Source organism: Peptoniphilus grossensis ph5 (assembly GCF_000311825.1).
Classification (GTDB): Bacteria; Bacillota; Clostridia; order Tissierellales; family Peptoniphilaceae; genus Peptoniphilus_A; species Peptoniphilus_A hominis.
This window is the reverse complement of record NZ_HE978568.1, coordinates 110,073-126,864: the sequence shown is the minus strand read 5'-3', so window position 1 is coordinate 126,864 and position 16,792 is coordinate 110,073. Positions and strand designations below refer to the sequence as shown.

The window sequence follows — 16,792 nt, the reverse complement described above, 5'->3', positions numbered from 1 at the left end:
GCCTTTTTTTTATAATCTTTACTATCCATCTTTTCATCACCTCGTCGCACCAATCGTGGGTGCGTGGATTGTAATGCAAAAAAGTGTCATTTGCTGTGATGGTAAACTTGCCCAAACTTTAAGAAGTTTTTGATTTAAGATATTTTGTTAGTCTATCTGGGAGATGATTGATATTATTGAAAATATTAAGGATTTAGAAAGTAAATATGTAGAAATATTTGGAGATATGTTTCCAAATATTGGAATTTCAGAAGAAGACGAAAGAGAGATTATATTGGAATGTTTAGCCCAAGCTAAAGATGCTTATGAGCTAGGTTTTTTTAATTTTGAAGATTGCTATTAAAGGGAAAAATTATATAATAATTTTTCAACTTGCTTTGATTAATGATTTTTACATAAGCGATTAATTTAGATTTTTGTAAAACATTTTAGTTCATTTAATACATATTTTGAATTAATTCTTTTTATCTCATGATTTCAAGCCTTAAATTGATTTTATAGGCGATTTCAGTTATAATTATTTTAATTATGATAGATTTTAATCGGAATTTTGACAGATTTTGCCAAGACCTTATCCCCGGGGATTGGGTTTTTTTATGGAGGTTTTATGAGCAATAAAAAATTTTATGTTACAACGCCAATTTATTATCCAAGTGACAATCTTCACATTGGTCATACTTACTGCACTGTGGCAGTTGATTGTGTTAAGAGATTTAAAAAAATGCAAGGCTATGATGTTTTCTTTACTACTGGCACTGATGAACATGGTCAAAAGATAGAGGCCAAGGCTAAGGAATTTGGCATGAAGCCAAAGGATTATGTTGATGGCATTGTCAAAAATATCAAAAAGCTTTGGGAAACTATGGACATTGACTATGATTATTTTGTCAGATCTACTGATGAGGATCACGAAGAAGATGTTAGAAATATTTTCCAAGAGCTTTACGACAAGGGTGACATCTACAAGGGCGAATATGAAGGCTTTTATTGTACTCCTTGTGAAGCTTTTTGGACTGAGGCACAAGTTGGCGAAGACCACACTTGTCCTGACTGTGGAAGACCAACTCAGCTTACTCATGAGGAATCTTATTTCTTTAGGCTTTCTAAGTACAAGGACAGACTTTTAAAGTATTATGAAGACAACCCTGAGTTTATTGAGCCTGCTTTTAGAAAAAATGAAATGGTTAAAAACTTTTTCGAGGGCAAGGACGGTCTTGAAGATCTTTCTGTTTCTAGGTCTACTTTTGATTGGGGAGTTAAGGTTCCCTTTGATGACAAGCATGTTGTTTATGTTTGGATAGATGCTCTTGCTTGCTACTTAACTGCTATTGGTTATGGCACTGACAAGGAAAAGTTTAATTCTTATTGGCCAGCTGGCGTTCACTTTGTTGGCAAGGAAATTATTAGGTTCCATGTTATTATTTGGCCTGCTATTTTAATGGCACTTGATTTGCCTCTTCCTGACAAGGTTTTTGGTCACGGCTGGATTTTATTTGACAACGACAAGATGAGTAAGTCCAAGGGAAATGTTATTTATCCTGAGCCAATTATCAAGCTTTATGGTGTTGATGCTCTTAAGTATTTCTTGCTAAGGGAATTTTCTTTTGGCTCTGACGGGTCCTTTAATATTGAAAAGTTCATGCAAAGACTTAATTCTGATTTAGCCAACGACCTTGGCAATCTTCTTTCAAGAACTGTCTCCATGATTTCTAAATATAATGATGGAGTCATTGAAGATATGGGCGCAAGAGAAGATGTTGATGATGATCTTGAAAATCTTGCTGTTTCTGTAATTGACGAAGTGGAAGATGCAATGGAACACTACCAATTTTCTGTTGCCCTAGAAGCAATTTGGAAGTTAATCAGAAGATCCAATAAATATGTTGATGAAACTGAACCTTGGAAGCTTGCAAAGGACGATGACAAGAAGGACCGACTTAACACTGTTTTATACAACTTGGCAGAAAGTTTAAGAATTGTTTCTGTTTTAATTTATCCATTTATCAAGGACACTTCTCTAAAGATTAGAGAGCAACTTGGTGTAAGCGGCGAAATTAATTGGGAAGATGCAAGAACTTTTGGTTTAATAGAAGATGGCACTAAGGTAAATAAGGGCGAAGTTATTTTCCCAAGACTTGACATTGAAGCTGAAATTGATAGATTTAACGAAGAAAACACTGCTCTTTTAAATTCTAGAATTATGGCAGAAGCTCATAAAGAAGTTGAAGAAGATATAAAAAAGGAAATTAATATAGAAGATTTTGCAAAACTTGATATTAGAGTTGCAGAAATTGTTGGCGTAGAAGATCATCCTAATGCTGATAAGCTTTATGTCCTAAAATTAAAAATTGGGGACATGGATAGGCAAATTGTCTCTGGCATAAAGGAATACTACAAGAAAAATGAATTAATTGGCAAAAAAATCCTCATGATTTTAAATTTAAAGCCAATTAAATTAAGAGGCGTTGAGTCCAATGGCATGCTTCTTGCTGCAGAAGATGATGAAGGGAATTTAAGTCTTGCATCAACTTTAGCTGACATTAAATCTGGAGCAAAAATTAGTTAGGAGAGACTATGATAGATTCACATGTGCACTTAGACGACGAGGCCTTTAAGGAAGACCGCGAGGACATAATAAAAAGTTTAGGTGAAAATGGAATAGAACTTGTTATAAATAATTCTTCTGACCTCCCTTCATCAGAGAGGTCAGTGGAGCTTGCCAATAAATACGAAAATATTTACGCAGCTATTGGAGTCCATCCTCATGAGGCAAGGACTTATGATGATGAAGTCGAAAAGAGACTTATTGAACTTTCAGGGGACAAAAAAGTCCTGGCAATAGGAGAAATTGGTCTTGACTATTATTACGACAACTCTCCAAGAGATGTGCAAAAGGAAGTTTTTAAGAGGCAAATTGAGTTGGCAGCCAAGCTAAAGAAAAATATTGTAATTCATTCTCGCGACGCAGCCAAGGACACCTTTGACATCTTAAAGGAAGCTCACGAGAAATATGATTTTACAGCTTTAATTCACTGCTTCTCCCAATCTGTGGACATGATGAGAGAATATTTAAAGATGGGCGACTACATCGCTCTTGGTGGCGCAGTTACCTTTAAAAACGCAAAGACTCCCAAGGAAGTTGCCAAGGCAGTTGACCTTGATAGACTCCTTCTCGAAACAGACTGTCCCTACATGACACCTGTTCCCTATAGGGGCAAGAGAAATGAGCCAAAGCTTGTGAAGTTTACCTGCCAATACATTGCAGATTTGAGGCAAATGGATGCCTTAGAGCTTGAAAAAATTACTGGAGAAAATACAAAGAGGTTTTTTGGAATATGAAAATGACAATTAAAGAAGTAATTGTCGCTGAGGGTCGTGACGACGAGATTGCCATAAAAAAGGCAGTGGATGCAGAGGTTATTACCACTCACGGCTTTGCCTTTGGCAGAAATTTAATAAATCTTTTAAAAGAAATGGACAAGAAAAAGGGCATAATCATCTTCACAGATTCAGACTATATGGGCTCTCAAATAAGAAAGAGAATTGCTGATGAAATTCCAAATGCTAAACACGCCTACCTTTCTCAAAGTGTTTCCACAAAACATGGTGACATTGGCGTGGAAAATGCCTCTGCCGAAGAAATTTTAAAGGCACTAAAGGCAGCACGAGCTACAAAAACTGATGCCATAAGTGAATACACTATGGATGATTTAATAGAAAACAGACTTATAAATTCTGAAGATGCAAGTGCGAGACGCGAAAAACTTTCAGAAATCCTAAAAATAGGATATGGAAATGGAAAAAAGACCCTTCATAAATTAAATTCCTTTGGCATTAGCAGGGAAGAATTTGAAGAGGCTATGAAGGAAGTGAATTCCCATAGATAGATTATATAAACCAAGCAAACTTTCAGAGATCCTTACTAAGTATGGATTTAGATTTACAAAATCCTTGGGGCAAAACTTTTTAATCGACGGAAATATTGTGAGAAAAATTGCCGACGCAGCTGAAATAAGTGAAGAGGACAATGTCCTTGAAATTGGTCCTGGAGTTGGAACCTTAACAGAAGAATTGGCTCTCAGAGCAAAAAAAGTTCTTGCAGTTGAAATTGACGAAAAGTTAAGAGACCTTCACAAGGAAACTCTTGCCCTAGATAATGTTAAAGTAGTTTATGGAGATTTTTTGGACTTAGACTTAAAAAAACTTTGCCAAGAAGAATTTGGCGACGAAGGCTTTAAGGTGGTTGCAAATCTTCCCTACTATGTGACAACGCCAATAATTGAAAAATTAATTTTGGCTCAGGTAAATTTAATTTCCATTACAGTTATGGTGCAAAAGGAAGTTGCAAAGAGACTTGCAGCAGAGCCAGGAAGTAAAGATTATGGCTCCTTATCTGTCTTTATAAATTATTACACAGATTGTAAGTACAAATTTCAAGTGCCAAGTTCAGTTTTTATGCCAAAGCCCAATGTTGACTCGGCAGTTGTGAACTTGAAGATGAAAAAGAGAGAAGAAGTTGACACAGACTTTTTATTTAAAGTTGTTCGTGCAGCTTTTACAACTAGGAGAAAGACTATTTTAAATTCTCTTTCCAATTCAAAATTAAATTACACAAAAGATGATATAAAAAGAGCCCTTGAACTAAGTGACATTGACGAGAGCAGAAGAGCTGAAACTCTAAAGCTTGAAGAATTTATTGTTTTAAGTGTAAATTTTAAAAGTGTGGGGTAACAAAAATGAAGGATAAATATATAGACGAAATCTCAAAAAAAGTTGAAAAAGATATTTCTGACTTCAACAAGGAAGAAGACTTAATAGAAATACTTTCTCAAATATTTAAAGCCCTATCTGATCCTACAAGGATAAAGATTATTTATGCGCTGATGAATGGACCACTATGCGTATCTGATATTTCAGTCTTGCTTGACATGAGTCAGTCTTCCATATCACATCAGCTTGCACTTTTAAGAAATCAAAACTTAATAAAGGTAAAGAGAATAGGCAGAAGAGCCTACTATTCCCTAGACGACGAGCACGTCCTATGTATATTTAAAGACGGAATAGAACACGCAAAACACAAGTTGTAAAAATATTAGGCATAAAAAGCTTAAAGAATTTGCTTCACTTATACTAATGGAGTATAATAAAAGCAAGTAATTAGGAGGAATAAAATGAGTAAAGTAACAGTATATACAAGTAACACTTGCCCTTATTGCACAATGGCAAAGGATTATTTAAAGGAAAGAGAAGTAGACTTCGAAGAAAAGAACGTTCAAACTGACAAAGAAGCAAGAAACGAACTAATGGCAATGGGATACACTGGTGTGCCAGTAATCTGCATTGACGACGAACAAATCGTTGGCTTCGACAAAAATAGATTAGACGAATTATTAAAATAATTTTAAAAATTAGAAGAGAAATAGATGCTATGGGGGCATCTATTTTTTTGGGAGTGAAGATGAATTTAATATCAGTATTTTTTATTGGAGTGGGACTTTCCATGGACGCCTTTGCGGCAGCTATATGTAAGGGCCTCTCCATTAGAAAAAATTTTTTAGAAAAATCCTTTGTCATTGCGCTATTTTTTGGAGTCTTCCAAGCAGTGATGCCCTATATAGGTTATCTCTTGGGCTCAATTTTTGCAGAGAAGCTTCAAGCAGTGGACCACTGGATAGCCTTTGTCCTCTTGTCAATTATTGGGGTGAACATGATAAGAGAATCAAGGGACAAAACTTGCACAATTGAAGAAGATAGGCTTGATCTTAAAAACTTATTTATGCTTGCCATAGCCACATCAATAGATGCCCTTGCAGTGGGAGTGTCCTTTGCCTTCTTGAAGATAAAAATATCTCTTGCAGTATTTGTAATTGGACTTACAACTTTTGTCATTTCCTTTTTGGGAGTGAGAATAGGAAGGGCCTTTGGCATTGCCTTAAAGGACAAGGCACAGGTGGCAGGAGGCTTAATTTTAATTTTTCTAGGACTAAAAATTTTAGTTGAACATTTAGGACTATTAGCCTTTTAATTTAATAATATTAGAACTCTCCTCCTTAAGGCTGGAGAGTTTTTTATTGGAAAAATTTAGCTGAAAATAATTTTTAATCAGATAAAAATTTTTAAGCAAATTTTACAAAGAGGGGCAAAGAATTTCTAGTAGAATAAAAAAATTAAAGTTTCATTTAGTCAAAGATTTCCCATGAAAAATAAATTTTTCTAAAAAAATAATTCATAATTAAATCTTTTTTTAACAAATGTAATTAATATTAAAATTTTCATAAAATTTGTTTATTTGACAAAAAATTGCAAAAAGGCTTTCCTTTATTTTACTCATATTTTCATGTATAATTAGTTTGCAAAAGATTTAGATTAATTAATCATACATAGAGATTTTAATTGAATTAATCATAGGTCTTTGTTATAATATTCTTAAAAGCTGGAATGGATTCCGTAATATGAAACCACATTGGGAGGTGTGATAATGTTAGGAGATGTTACTCTTACCATGGGAGAGGCCTTTGGTGTAGCATTGACAGGACTATGCGTAGTTTTCTTGGCCCTTGTATCTTTACTAATAGCAATTCTAATTATTACTAAAGTAGTTGGAGGTATTCAGGGTAAGTCTGACGCTGGAAAGTCAAATCAAGTAGCGGCGCCTGCTAAGGCAGCACCAAAGAAAGTAGCGGCTGATAATTCAATGGACCCTGCACTTTTAGCAGCAATAGTTGGAGCAATTAGCATGCAAGAAAGATCAAGAGTTGAAAGTTTTAGAATTGTTTCTATAAACGAAAAAAAATAAATTATTTTAAATTATTCTATTATTTATGAAAAGGAGAAATTAATGAAATATCAAGTTAAAGTAGATGGAAAAGTTTTTGAAGTAGAAGTTGAAAAAGTTGGCGGAGGATACCAATCTCTTACTCCAACATCACTTACAGCAGCACCAGTTGCAGCTCCAGTAGCACCACAAGCAGCACCTGCACCAGCAGCACCTGCACCAGCACCAGCTCCTGCAGCACCAGCTCCAGCAGCAGCACCTGCAGCAGCAGCACCTGCAGCATCAGGCGGAGCAGGAGATGTAATCTCACCAATGCCAGGAACTGTTCTTAGACTTAATGTTAATAATGGAGACACAGTAGCATCTGGAGATGTTATTCTTATTCTTGAAGCTATGAAGATGGAAAACGAAATCGTAGCTCCATGTGCAGGAAAAGTAACTCTTAAAGTAACAGCTGGAGAAACAGTAGATACTGACGCATTACTAGCAGTTGTAGAATAATAGGAGGTCGGAACATGTTATTAGAAACATTACAGGGGATTCTAGGTGAATCGGGATTTGCATCATTACAATGGCAAAATGTGGTAATGTTTATTATATCCTTCATTCTTATTTATCTAGCGATTAAAAAAGAATTTGAACCACTATTACTTCTTCCAATTGCCTTTGGTATGCTTTTAAGAAACTTGCCAATGACAGGTCTTATGGAAGTTGGAGATCCATGGCAAACTTCTGGAGTTTTGGCAATCATGTATAATGGTGTTAAGTCAAACTTATTCCCTTGCCTAATTTTTATGGGTGTAGGAGCTATGACTGACTTTGGACCACTTATTGCCAACCCAATCTCATTACTTCTTGGTTCAGCAGCACAATTTGGTATTTATGTTGCCTTTATCGTTGCTGTTAAACTTGGATTTACTGGACCAGAAGCAGCATCAATTGGTATTATCGGTGGAGCAGACGGCCCTACAGCTATATTTACAACATCACAACTTGCACCACACCTATTGGCACCAATTGCAGTAGCAGCTTATTCATACATGGCACTTATCCCAATGATTCAACCGCCAATTATGAAGGCACTTACTACTGAAAAAGAAAGAACAACAGTTATGACATCACTAAGAAAAGTATCTAAACTAGAAAAGATTATTTTCCCAGTTGTAGTTGTACTTTTCACAGCACTACTTCTTCCAGATGTAGCACCACTTCTTGGTATGCTTATGCTTGGAAACCTATTTAAGGAATCTGGAGTAGTTAATAGATTATCTGACACTGTACAAAACGCCCTAATGAACATTGTAACTATTATGCTAGGAACAACAGTTGGAGCAACTGCAGACGGAGCAACTTTCCTACAACCTGCAACTATTAAAATTATTGTTCTTGGACTAATGGCATTTTGCTTTGCAACAGCAGGCGGAGTTATTTTTGGTAAAATTTTGTACATTGTAACAGGTGGAAAGATAAATCCACTTATTGGTTCAGCTGGTGTATCAGCAGTTCCAATGGCAGCTCGTGTATCACAAGTTGAAGGTAGAAAATATAATCCTACTAACTTCTTACTAATGCACGCAATGGGACCTAACGTTGCGGGAGTTATTGGCTCAGCCGTAGCAGCAGGTGTATTCTTAATATTATTCGGTCATTAATTCATTCAGCTCCATAGTGAGCTGAATATTTATGCAATCAAGTTATATTTAACAAAAGGAGGTTTTAACTTGAGTAAAGTAATGAAACTTAAAGACGCCATAGCAAAATATGTAGAAGATGGCGATGTAATTTCACTAGGGGGATTTACAACTAACAGAAAACCTTACGCAGCAGTAAATGAAATTTTGCGTCAAGGTCAAAAAGATTTTATCGTTGAAGCAGGACCTGCAGGGGGAGACTGGGACACACTAATTGGAGCTGGCAGAGTTAAGGCATACATAAATTGCTATACTGCTAACTCAGGATATACAAATGTTTCAAGAAGATTTAGAGCAGCAATTGAAAAGGGAGAACTTCTTATGGAAGACTACTCTCAAGATGTTGAAATGCAAAGAATTCACGCAGCTGCACTAGGACTACCTTACCTACCAGTTAGACTTATGATGGGTTCAAGTTTAGTTGACGAATGGGGAATCTCTAAAGAAGAAAGAGAAAAAATTGACAAACTTCCAAATGACAAATTTATATATGTAGAAAATCCATTCAAAAAGGGAGAAAAACTTGTTGCAGCACCAGTTCCTGAAATTGACACTGCAATAATCCACGTTCAAATGGCTTCTCCAGACGGAACTACAAGAATTCTTGGAAATACATTCCACGATGTTGATATTGCAATTGCAGCTAAAAAAGTTATCGTAACTTGCGAAGAACTTGTAAGCAACGAATACATCAAAAACTTTGATGCAGCTGACAACAAAATCCCTGGATTCTGTGTTGATGCAGTAGTTCATGCACCATTTGGAGCTCACCCTTCACAATGTTATGACTATTATGATTATGATGCTGATTTCTACAAAATGTACAATGTTAAATCTAAGACAGAAGAAGATTTCAATGCTTTCTTAGATGAATGGGTATATGGAGTTGAAGATCATGAAGCATACCTTAACAAGCTTGGAGCTACAAGACTAATTGGTCTTAGAAATGTTCCAGGATTTGGTTACGCAACAGACGTACTAATGAAGGGAGAAGATAAATAATGGCTAGATATGATAATTATACAAATAAAGAAATGCAAGCAGTTACAATTGCTAGACAAATTAAGAATGGTCAAATAGCAATTGTAGGAACAGGACTACCTCTAATTGGTGCTTCTCTTGCAAAAGCAGTTTACGCTCCTGATTGTTATCTAATTGTAGAATCAGGACTTATGGACTGTGACCCAATTGAAGTTCCAAGATCAGTTGGTGACAACAGATTTATGGCACACTGTGGAGTTCACTGGACAAATGCAACTTATGTTGGTTTCCAAGCTAACGAATGGAGACACGACAAGAAGAGAATGATCGCATTTATCGGTGGAGCTCAAATTGACCCATACGGAAATGTTAACTCTACAGTAATCGGCGACTACCACCACCCTAAGACAAGATTTACAGGATCTGGTGGAGCTAATGGTATTGCAACTTATGTAAATACTATTATTATGATGCAACACGAAAAGAGAAGATTTATAGATAAGGTCGACTATATAACTTCTCCAGGTTGGATCGATGGTCCTGGCGGAAGAACTAGAGTAGGTATTCCTGAAAATGTTGGACCACAAATGGTTGTAACTGACAAGGGTATCTTGAAGTTTGACGAAGATACTAAGAGAATGTATCTTGCTGGATATTATCCTTCTTCTTCACCTGAAGATGTTATCGAAAACACAGGATTTGACATTGATGTATCTCGTGCTGTTAAACTTGAAGAACCAGATGAAGATGTAATTAAACTAATAAGAGAAGAAATAGATCCAGGCGAAGCTTTCATTAAGAGACCTGTAGAAGAATAAGGAGGACACATGACTCAATATTCACTTGCTTCATATTTCCAAAATATGAAGACAATTGGAAAGCCTTTAAGAGAAGTTGATGAAGAAAACTTCAATCAATTAAGAGAAATTGAAGAAGAAATTAGAGTTTTTGCTGAAAAAGCTCTAGCTGCTGGTAAACCAGATGAAAAAGTAAATGAACGTGGAGAAATGACAGCACTTCAAAGAATTGCTGAACTTATCGACGAAGGAACTTGGTGCCCACTTAACACAATTTACAACCCTGGCGATAATGACCATGGTACAACAGGTGTTGTTAAGGGACTTGCAAAAGTTGACGACAGATGGGTTTACATTGTTGCATCTGACAACAAAAAACTTGCAGGTGCATGGATTGCTGGACAAGCTGATGACCTTCTAAGAGCATCAGACACTGCTGAAAGACTTAGAATTCCACTAGTTTATATACTAAATTGTTCAGGTGTTAAACTTGACGAACAAGAAAAAGTTTATCCAAATAGACGTGGAGGCGGTACTCCATTCTACAGAAACTCAAGACTTAACCAATGTGGAGTTCCTGTAATAGTTGGTATTTATGGTACTAACCCAGCTGGTGGTGGATACCACTCAATTTCACCTACAATTATAGTTGCTCATAAGGATGCAAACATGGCTGTTGGTGGAGCTGGAATCCTTGGCGGTATGAATCCTAAGGGATATATCGACGAAGAAGGAGCTAACCAAATTGCAGACCAAGCTGCACACGCTAAGAAAACTACTCCTCCAGGAGCAGTTGGCGTTCACTTCGCACAAACTGGTTTCATGAGAGAAGTTTATGTTGAAGAAGAAGGAGTACTTGAAGGAATTAGAAAATATCTTTCAATGCTTCCAAAGTTCCAAAGAGAATTCTTTAGAGTTGATGATCCAAAGAATCCACTATTCGACCCTAACGACATGTATTCACTTATTCCACTTAACGGCAAAAAGGCTTACGATATATATGATGTTATTTCAAGACTTTTTGACGGTTCAGAATTTATGGAATACAAAAAGGGATATGGTAGAGAAATGGTAACTGGACTTGCAAAAGTTAATGGACTTCTAGTTGGTGTTGTAGCTAACGTTCAAGGTCTATTTATGGGCTATCCAGAATACTACAATGATCCAAAACACATCTCTATTGGTGGAAAACTTTATAGACAAGGTCTAATTAAGATGAATGAATTTGTTACACTTTGTGCTAGAGACAGACTTCCTATTATCTGGCTACAAGATACAACAGGTATCGATGTAGGTGACGATGCAGAAAGAGCTGAACTACTTGGACTTGGTCAATCACTAATTTATTCAATCCAAAACTCTGACCTTCCACAAATGGAAATTACAATGAGAAAGGGAACTGCAGCTGCCCACTATGTACTTGGTGGACCACAAGGAAACGACACTAATGCCTTTTCACTTGGTTCTGCAGCAACTGAAATCAACGTAATGAATGGAGAAACTGCTGCTACTGCAATGTACTCAAGAAGACTTGCAAAGGATAAAAAGGCAGGAAAAGATCTTCAACCTACAATTGACAAGATGAACGACTTGATTCAAGATTACAATGATAAATCAAGACCATTCTCTTGTGCAAAATATGGTCTAGTAGATGAAGTAGTAAACATGAACCTATGGAGAAATTACATTATTGCCTTCACTGAAAGTGCATACCAAGACCCAGCTTCAATTTGTCCAGTTCATCAAATGCTTACTCCAAGAATTATCAGAGACTACGACAGAATAAATAATATTAAATAATATAAAATATGACAACTTATTGGATAATCTTAAAAAGGATTATCCAATATTTTTGTATATTCCTTATTTACTTACTATAAGTAAAATATACTTTTTAAAAGCAATAAATAGTAAATCATAAAAGCTCTAAAACCCTTGTAATTTCAAGTATCTTGGCTTGTGATTTTTGACAAAGATACATAAGTATAGTAAAATTAAGAAGAGTAAGATATTAATTTTAAACCAAAGAGGAGATTGTATGGCAGAAGCTATTTATACAATGGGAGTTGATATTGGTTCAACTGCCTCAAAGAGTATTATTTTAAAGGATGGCAAAGAAATTATTTCAACTTCAGTTATTGATGTTGGAGCAGGAACTAGCGGTCCATCAAGAACAATTAGTGAGACTCTAAAAAATGCTAACATGAAAAAGGAAGACATTTCTTATGTAATGGCTACTGGCTATGGTAGGACAGCTCTTGAAGAAGCTGACTTTCAAATGTCTGAACTTTCTTGTCACGCTAAGGGAGCTTACTTCTTATTCCCAAATGTTCGCACAATTATTGATATAGGCGGACAAGATGCCAAAGCTCTTAAAATCGGAGACAATGGCATGCTTGAAAACTTTGTTATGAATGATAAGTGTGCTGCAGGTACAGGAAGATTCTTAGATGTAATCGCAAAGGTTCTTGAAGTTGATGTTTCTAAGCTTGAAGAGTTAGATAAATTATCTACAAAAGATGTAAGTATTTCTTCTACTTGCACAGTTTTTGCTGAATCAGAAGTTATTTCACAACTTGCAAGTGGATCGAAGATTGAAGATATAGTTAAGGGGATTCACGACTCCATAGCTGCAAGAGTTGGTTCTCTTGCCAAGAGAGTTGGACTTAATGATGATGTTGTATTTACTGGTGGCGTTGCTCTTAATAAGGGTATGGTTAGAGCCCTCGAAGAAAACACTGGACATAAAATACACACTTCACCACTATGTCAACTAAATGGTGCCCTAGGAGCTGCACTATTTGGTTATCAAAAATGTAAATTGGAAAAGTTAAAAGCTAATAAAAAAGCTAATGCATAATTTATTTTAGGAGGTAAACTATGGCTGAAATTCAAAAAATACCTGGTAAAAAACCAAGACCAATCGAAGGACATATTCCTGCTGCTCAAGCTCTAAGAAATGTAGTAGATAGAGTTTATGGGGCAGCATGGGATGCAAAGAAAAGAGGAGAACTAGTTGGATGGTCATCATCTAAATTCCCTATTGAACTTGCAAAGGCATTTGGACTACACGCTGTATATCCAGAAAACCACGCAGCTACAACTGCAGCTAAAAAAGACGGTTTAAGACTTTGTCAAACAGCTGAAGATATGGGATATGATAACGACATTTGTGGTTACGCAAGAATTTCTCTTGCTTACGCAGCTGGAGAACCAACTGACTCAAGAAAGATGCCACAACCAGACTTCGTTCTTTGCTGTAACAACATCTGTAACATGATGACTAAATGGTACGAAAACATTGCAAGAATGCATGACATTCCAATGATCATGATTGACATTCCTTTCCAAAACACTGTTGATGTACCTGAAGAAAAAGTTGATTACTTAATGGGACAATTCGAATATGCTATTCACCAACTTGAAAAATTAACTGGCAAGAAATTTGATGAAAAGAAATTCGAAGAAGCTTGTCAAATTGCAAACAGAACTGCTGCTGCATGGCTTAAAGCTTGTTCTTACATGGCTTATGAACCATCTCCACTTTCTGGATTTGACCTATTTAACCACATGGCAGACATCGTTGCTGCAAGATGTGAAATTGACGCAGCTGAAGGTTTTGAACTTCTAGCAGCTGAATATGAACAATCAGTTAGAGAAGGAACTTCTACTTGGGAATATCCAGAAGAACACAGAATTCTATTTGAAGGAATTCCTTGCTGGCCAGGACTAAGACACTTGTTTGAACCACTAAAACAAAATGGCGTTAACGTAACTGCTGTTGTTTACGCACCAGCCTTTGGTTTCCAATATACAACTGTTAGAGAAATGGCTGCAGCTTACTGTAAAGCACCTTGTTCAGTATGTATCGAAGACGGCGTTGAATGGAGAGAAACAATGGCTAAAGAAAACGGAGTTTCTGGAGCACTTGTTAACTACAACAGATCATGTAAACCATGGTCAGGAGCAATGCCTGAAATCGAAAGAAGATGGAGAGAAGACCTTGACATTCCAGTAGTTCACTTTGACGGTGACCAAGCTGACGAAAGAAACTTCTCACAAGAACAATATAAGACTAGAGTTCAAGGTTTAGTAGAAATTATGAATGAAAGAAAAGCAGACAGAATCGCTAAGGGCGAAGAAATCTACACTAATTTCGAAAACACTAAAGAAACTGACTGGTCTAAGACTACAATTTAATAGAGGTGCAAAATGACTGATATAAAAGAATTATTAAAAGAATTTAAACATATAGCAGAAAATGGAAGAGAACAAATTGACAAATACATTGCTGAAGGCAAAAAAGTTGTCGGTGTATTCCCTTACTATGCACCTGAAGAAATAATCTATGCAGGTGGACTTGTTCCTTACGGAGTATGGGGCGGACAAGGACCTATTGACAAGGCAAAAGAATATTTCCCAACATTCTACTATTCACTAGCTTTAAGATGTTTGGAAATGGGTCTTGACGGATCTCTTGACGGACTTAGCGCATCAATGGTAACTACTCTTGATGACACTCTAAGACCATTCTCTCAAAACTATAAAGTTTCTGTTGGTAGAAAAATTCCTATGGTATTTTTAAACCACGCACAACATAGAAAAGAAGATTTTGGTAAAACTTACAATGCAAAAATCTTTAAACAAGCTGCTGAAAGATTAGAAGAAGTTTGTGATGTTAAAATCACTGACGAAAACCTAAAGAAAGCTTTCGAAGTTTATAACGAAAACAGAGCTCTTAAGAGAGAATTTGTTAAATTATGTGGAGATTATTCAAAGACAATTAAAGCATCTGATAGATGTAATGTACTAAAGGCTTCTTTCCACATGCTTAAAGATGAACACAACAAGATGCTTAAAGAATTAATCGAAGCATTAAAGGCAATGCCAAAAGAAGAATGCTCAGGACCAAGAGTTGTAACATCTGGTATCATAACTGACAACCCAGCACTTCTTGAAGTTCTTGACAACTTTAACATTTGCGTAGTAGCAGATGACGTTGCAAGTGAATCAAGAGGATTTAAAGTTGATGTAGATACTTCAATTGAAGATCCATATATGGCTCTAGCTGATCAATTTGCAAGAATGGACGAAGACCCAATTCTTTACGATCCAGATATTTGGAAGAGACCAAAATATGTTGTTGACCTAGCACTTGATAACGATGCTGACGGATGTCTATTATTCATGATGACATTTAACGACACAGAAGAAATGGAATATCCATCACTAAAGAAAGCTTACGAAAAAGCTGGTATTCCACTAATTAAGATGGGTTATGACCAACAAATGACTGACTTCGGTCAAGTTAAGACTCAACTTGAAACATTTAACGAAATGGTTCAACTTAATAGAATGTAATAAATTTAAAAATAAATTTTAAGGCGCCGAGAGATCGGTGTCTTTTTTTGTAGAGATTTAAGAGTAAAGTCGTCTATGTAAAAGGAAGTCTATGTGATAGAATTAAATTAAATTCATTAAAGGAATAAGCTATGGAGAAAATATCTACAAGAGATTACAATTTAGATTTAATAAAATTTTTTGCAATTATTGCAACTATTTCAATACATGTACTTGCCCCAGGAGCAAGTTATGAAGTGGGCTCAAGTTCCTCAGTCTTTTTTATACTTGCAGGAAGTTTTTTTAGATTTTGCGTGCCAGTTTTTTCCATGGCAAGCGGATATCTTCTCTACACCAGAGATGACATTAATACAGAAAAGATCTTAAGAGATATTTTTAAATTTCTCTTGTTTTTTATTCTGGCAGAAATTTTTTATAGGTTCCTTTCCTGCCTCTACATAAAGTTTTACTATCACAGCCAAATTGATTTCCTTGCCATGAAAAATGATTTAATGGAGGGAAACACTAAGACTCATCTCTACTACATTTTTATAATAATTTTAATATATGTTTTTGCTCCAGTGGGAAATTTTTTAGTCAGAAGGGAAAATGGCGAGCTTAAATACTTATTAAAGGCTTGGATTTTTCTTGCCCTTAGCCTAGTATTTTTGGTAAACCTATTTGATTTAAAGGGTCTAAAAATTATAAAGTCCTATGAGCTAAGAGGCCATTATTCCTATGTATTCTATGCCCTACTAGGTGCCTACTTTAAAAAATATAAGAGGGAAACAAGTCAAAAAAATATAATTTTTTACCTTGGGGTCTTTCTTCTTTCCTATATTTTACTTGTCCTAACAATATTCATGACAAGTCATGAGGAAATAAATTTATTTACTTGGCACAGCAACAATATTTTAATATTTGGCTTGGCATATGGAATTTTTGGAACGGGAATGAAGATATATTTAAAAAATGAAAAGTTTAAAGGCTTTTTAAAATTAGTTTCCCAAAATATTTTTGTCATCTATATAATTCATGTGGCTTTTTTAGATTTTCTTAGCATCCACAAATTGACCTACATTAACTTTCAGGGACCCGAAAAAGTTTTTATTGCACTGGGAGAAATTATTTTAATATTTATAATTTCACTTATGACATCAATAAGCTTAAGATTTATTAAAAATAAAATTTTTGCAAAATAAAAAGGC

At 35.7% G+C, this 16,792-nt stretch carries 18 protein-coding genes; all 18 read left to right on the top strand.

The features are described from left to right. Positions 1–163 precede the first annotated feature (163 nt). The 18 genes from HGPG_RS07735 to HGPG_RS07650 all read left to right on the top strand — a co-directional run bounded on the left by HGPG_RS07735 (position 164) and on the right by HGPG_RS07650 (position 16,786). On the top strand, positions 164–343 hold the full coding sequence (locus HGPG_RS07735) for a hypothetical protein (RefSeq protein WP_019125496.1): 180 nt from the start codon (positions 164–166) through the stop codon (positions 341–343). Positions 344–607: 264 nt separating this feature from the next. Further along, a complete protein-coding gene (gene metG / locus HGPG_RS07730; RefSeq protein ID WP_019125495.1) occupies positions 608–2,566 on the top strand; it encodes a methionine--tRNA ligase in 1,959 nt (652 codons plus the stop codon). 8 nt (positions 2,567–2,574) lie between these two features. Further along, on the top strand, positions 2,575–3,339 hold the full coding sequence (locus tag HGPG_RS07725) for a TatD family hydrolase (RefSeq protein ID WP_019125494.1): 765 nt from the start codon (positions 2,575–2,577) through the stop codon (positions 3,337–3,339). Then, a complete protein-coding gene (rnmV, locus tag HGPG_RS07720; RefSeq protein WP_019125493.1) occupies positions 3,336–3,887 on the top strand; it encodes a ribonuclease M5 in 552 nt (183 codons plus the stop codon). The genes HGPG_RS07725 and rnmV overlap by 4 nt, the downstream gene beginning before the upstream one ends. Then, positions 3,880–4,731: a 16S rRNA (adenine(1518)-N(6)/adenine(1519)-N(6))-dimethyltransferase RsmA gene (gene rsmA, locus HGPG_RS07715; protein WP_036731944.1), complete on the top strand. Its 852-nt coding sequence runs from the start codon at positions 3,880–3,882 to the stop codon at positions 4,729–4,731. Before rnmV ends, rsmA begins: the two co-directional genes overlap by 8 nt. A gap of 5 nt (positions 4,732–4,736) precedes the next feature. Then, positions 4,737–5,087: an ArsR/SmtB family transcription factor gene (locus tag HGPG_RS07710; RefSeq protein ID WP_019125491.1), complete on the top strand. Its 351-nt coding sequence runs from the start codon at positions 4,737–4,739 to the stop codon at positions 5,085–5,087. Positions 5,088–5,171: 84 nt separating this feature from the next. Continuing rightward, positions 5,172–5,399: a glutaredoxin family protein gene (locus HGPG_RS07705; protein ID WP_019125490.1), complete on the top strand. Its 228-nt coding sequence runs from the start codon at positions 5,172–5,174 to the stop codon at positions 5,397–5,399. Between the two features lie 59 nt (positions 5,400–5,458). Beyond that, entirely contained in the window at positions 5,459–6,025 is a 567-nt protein-coding gene (locus tag HGPG_RS07700) for a manganese efflux pump MntP (protein WP_019125489.1), read from the top strand. Positions 6,026–6,478: 453 nt separating this feature from the next. After that, the gene (locus HGPG_RS07695) at positions 6,479–6,796 is read left to right on the top strand and encodes an OadG family protein (protein WP_019125488.1); all 318 of its coding nucleotides are present in this window, start codon (positions 6,479–6,481) and stop codon (positions 6,794–6,796) included. 42 nt (positions 6,797–6,838) lie between these two features. After that, on the top strand, positions 6,839–7,276 hold the full coding sequence (locus HGPG_RS07690) for a biotin/lipoyl-containing protein (protein ID WP_019125487.1): 438 nt from the start codon (positions 6,839–6,841) through the stop codon (positions 7,274–7,276). A 14-nt stretch (positions 7,277–7,290) separates the two neighbouring features. Continuing rightward, positions 7,291–8,427, top strand: a complete 1,137-nt coding sequence (locus tag HGPG_RS07685; RefSeq protein ID WP_019125486.1) for a sodium ion-translocating decarboxylase subunit beta — start codon at positions 7,291–7,293, stop codon at positions 8,425–8,427. A gap of 69 nt (positions 8,428–8,496) precedes the next feature. Continuing rightward, a complete protein-coding gene (gene gctA / locus HGPG_RS07680; RefSeq protein ID WP_019125485.1) occupies positions 8,497–9,468 on the top strand; it encodes a glutaconate CoA-transferase subunit A in 972 nt (323 codons plus the stop codon). Further along, entirely contained in the window at positions 9,468–10,265 is a 798-nt protein-coding gene (gene gctB / locus HGPG_RS07675; RefSeq protein WP_019125484.1) for a glutaconate CoA-transferase subunit B, read from the top strand. Before gctA ends, gctB begins: the two co-directional genes overlap by 1 nt. A gap of 9 nt (positions 10,266–10,274) precedes the next feature. Next, positions 10,275–12,044, top strand: a complete 1,770-nt coding sequence (locus HGPG_RS07670; protein ID WP_019125483.1) for an acyl-CoA carboxylase subunit beta — start codon at positions 10,275–10,277, stop codon at positions 12,042–12,044. 238 nt (positions 12,045–12,282) lie between these two features. Next, positions 12,283–13,104, top strand: a complete 822-nt coding sequence (locus HGPG_RS07665; protein ID WP_019125482.1) for an acyl-CoA dehydratase activase — start codon at positions 12,283–12,285, stop codon at positions 13,102–13,104. Positions 13,105–13,124: 20 nt separating this feature from the next. Further along, positions 13,125–14,444, top strand: a complete 1,320-nt coding sequence (locus HGPG_RS07660) for a 2-hydroxyacyl-CoA dehydratase subunit D (RefSeq protein WP_019125481.1) — start codon at positions 13,125–13,127, stop codon at positions 14,442–14,444. Positions 14,445–14,456: 12 nt separating this feature from the next. Then, the gene (locus HGPG_RS07655) at positions 14,457–15,605 is read left to right on the top strand and encodes a 2-hydroxyacyl-CoA dehydratase subunit D (RefSeq protein WP_019125480.1); all 1,149 of its coding nucleotides are present in this window, start codon (positions 14,457–14,459) and stop codon (positions 15,603–15,605) included. 131 nt (positions 15,606–15,736) lie between these two features. Then, a complete protein-coding gene (locus HGPG_RS07650) occupies positions 15,737–16,786 on the top strand; it encodes an acyltransferase (protein WP_019125479.1) in 1,050 nt (349 codons plus the stop codon). Positions 16,787–16,792 lie beyond the last annotated feature (6 nt).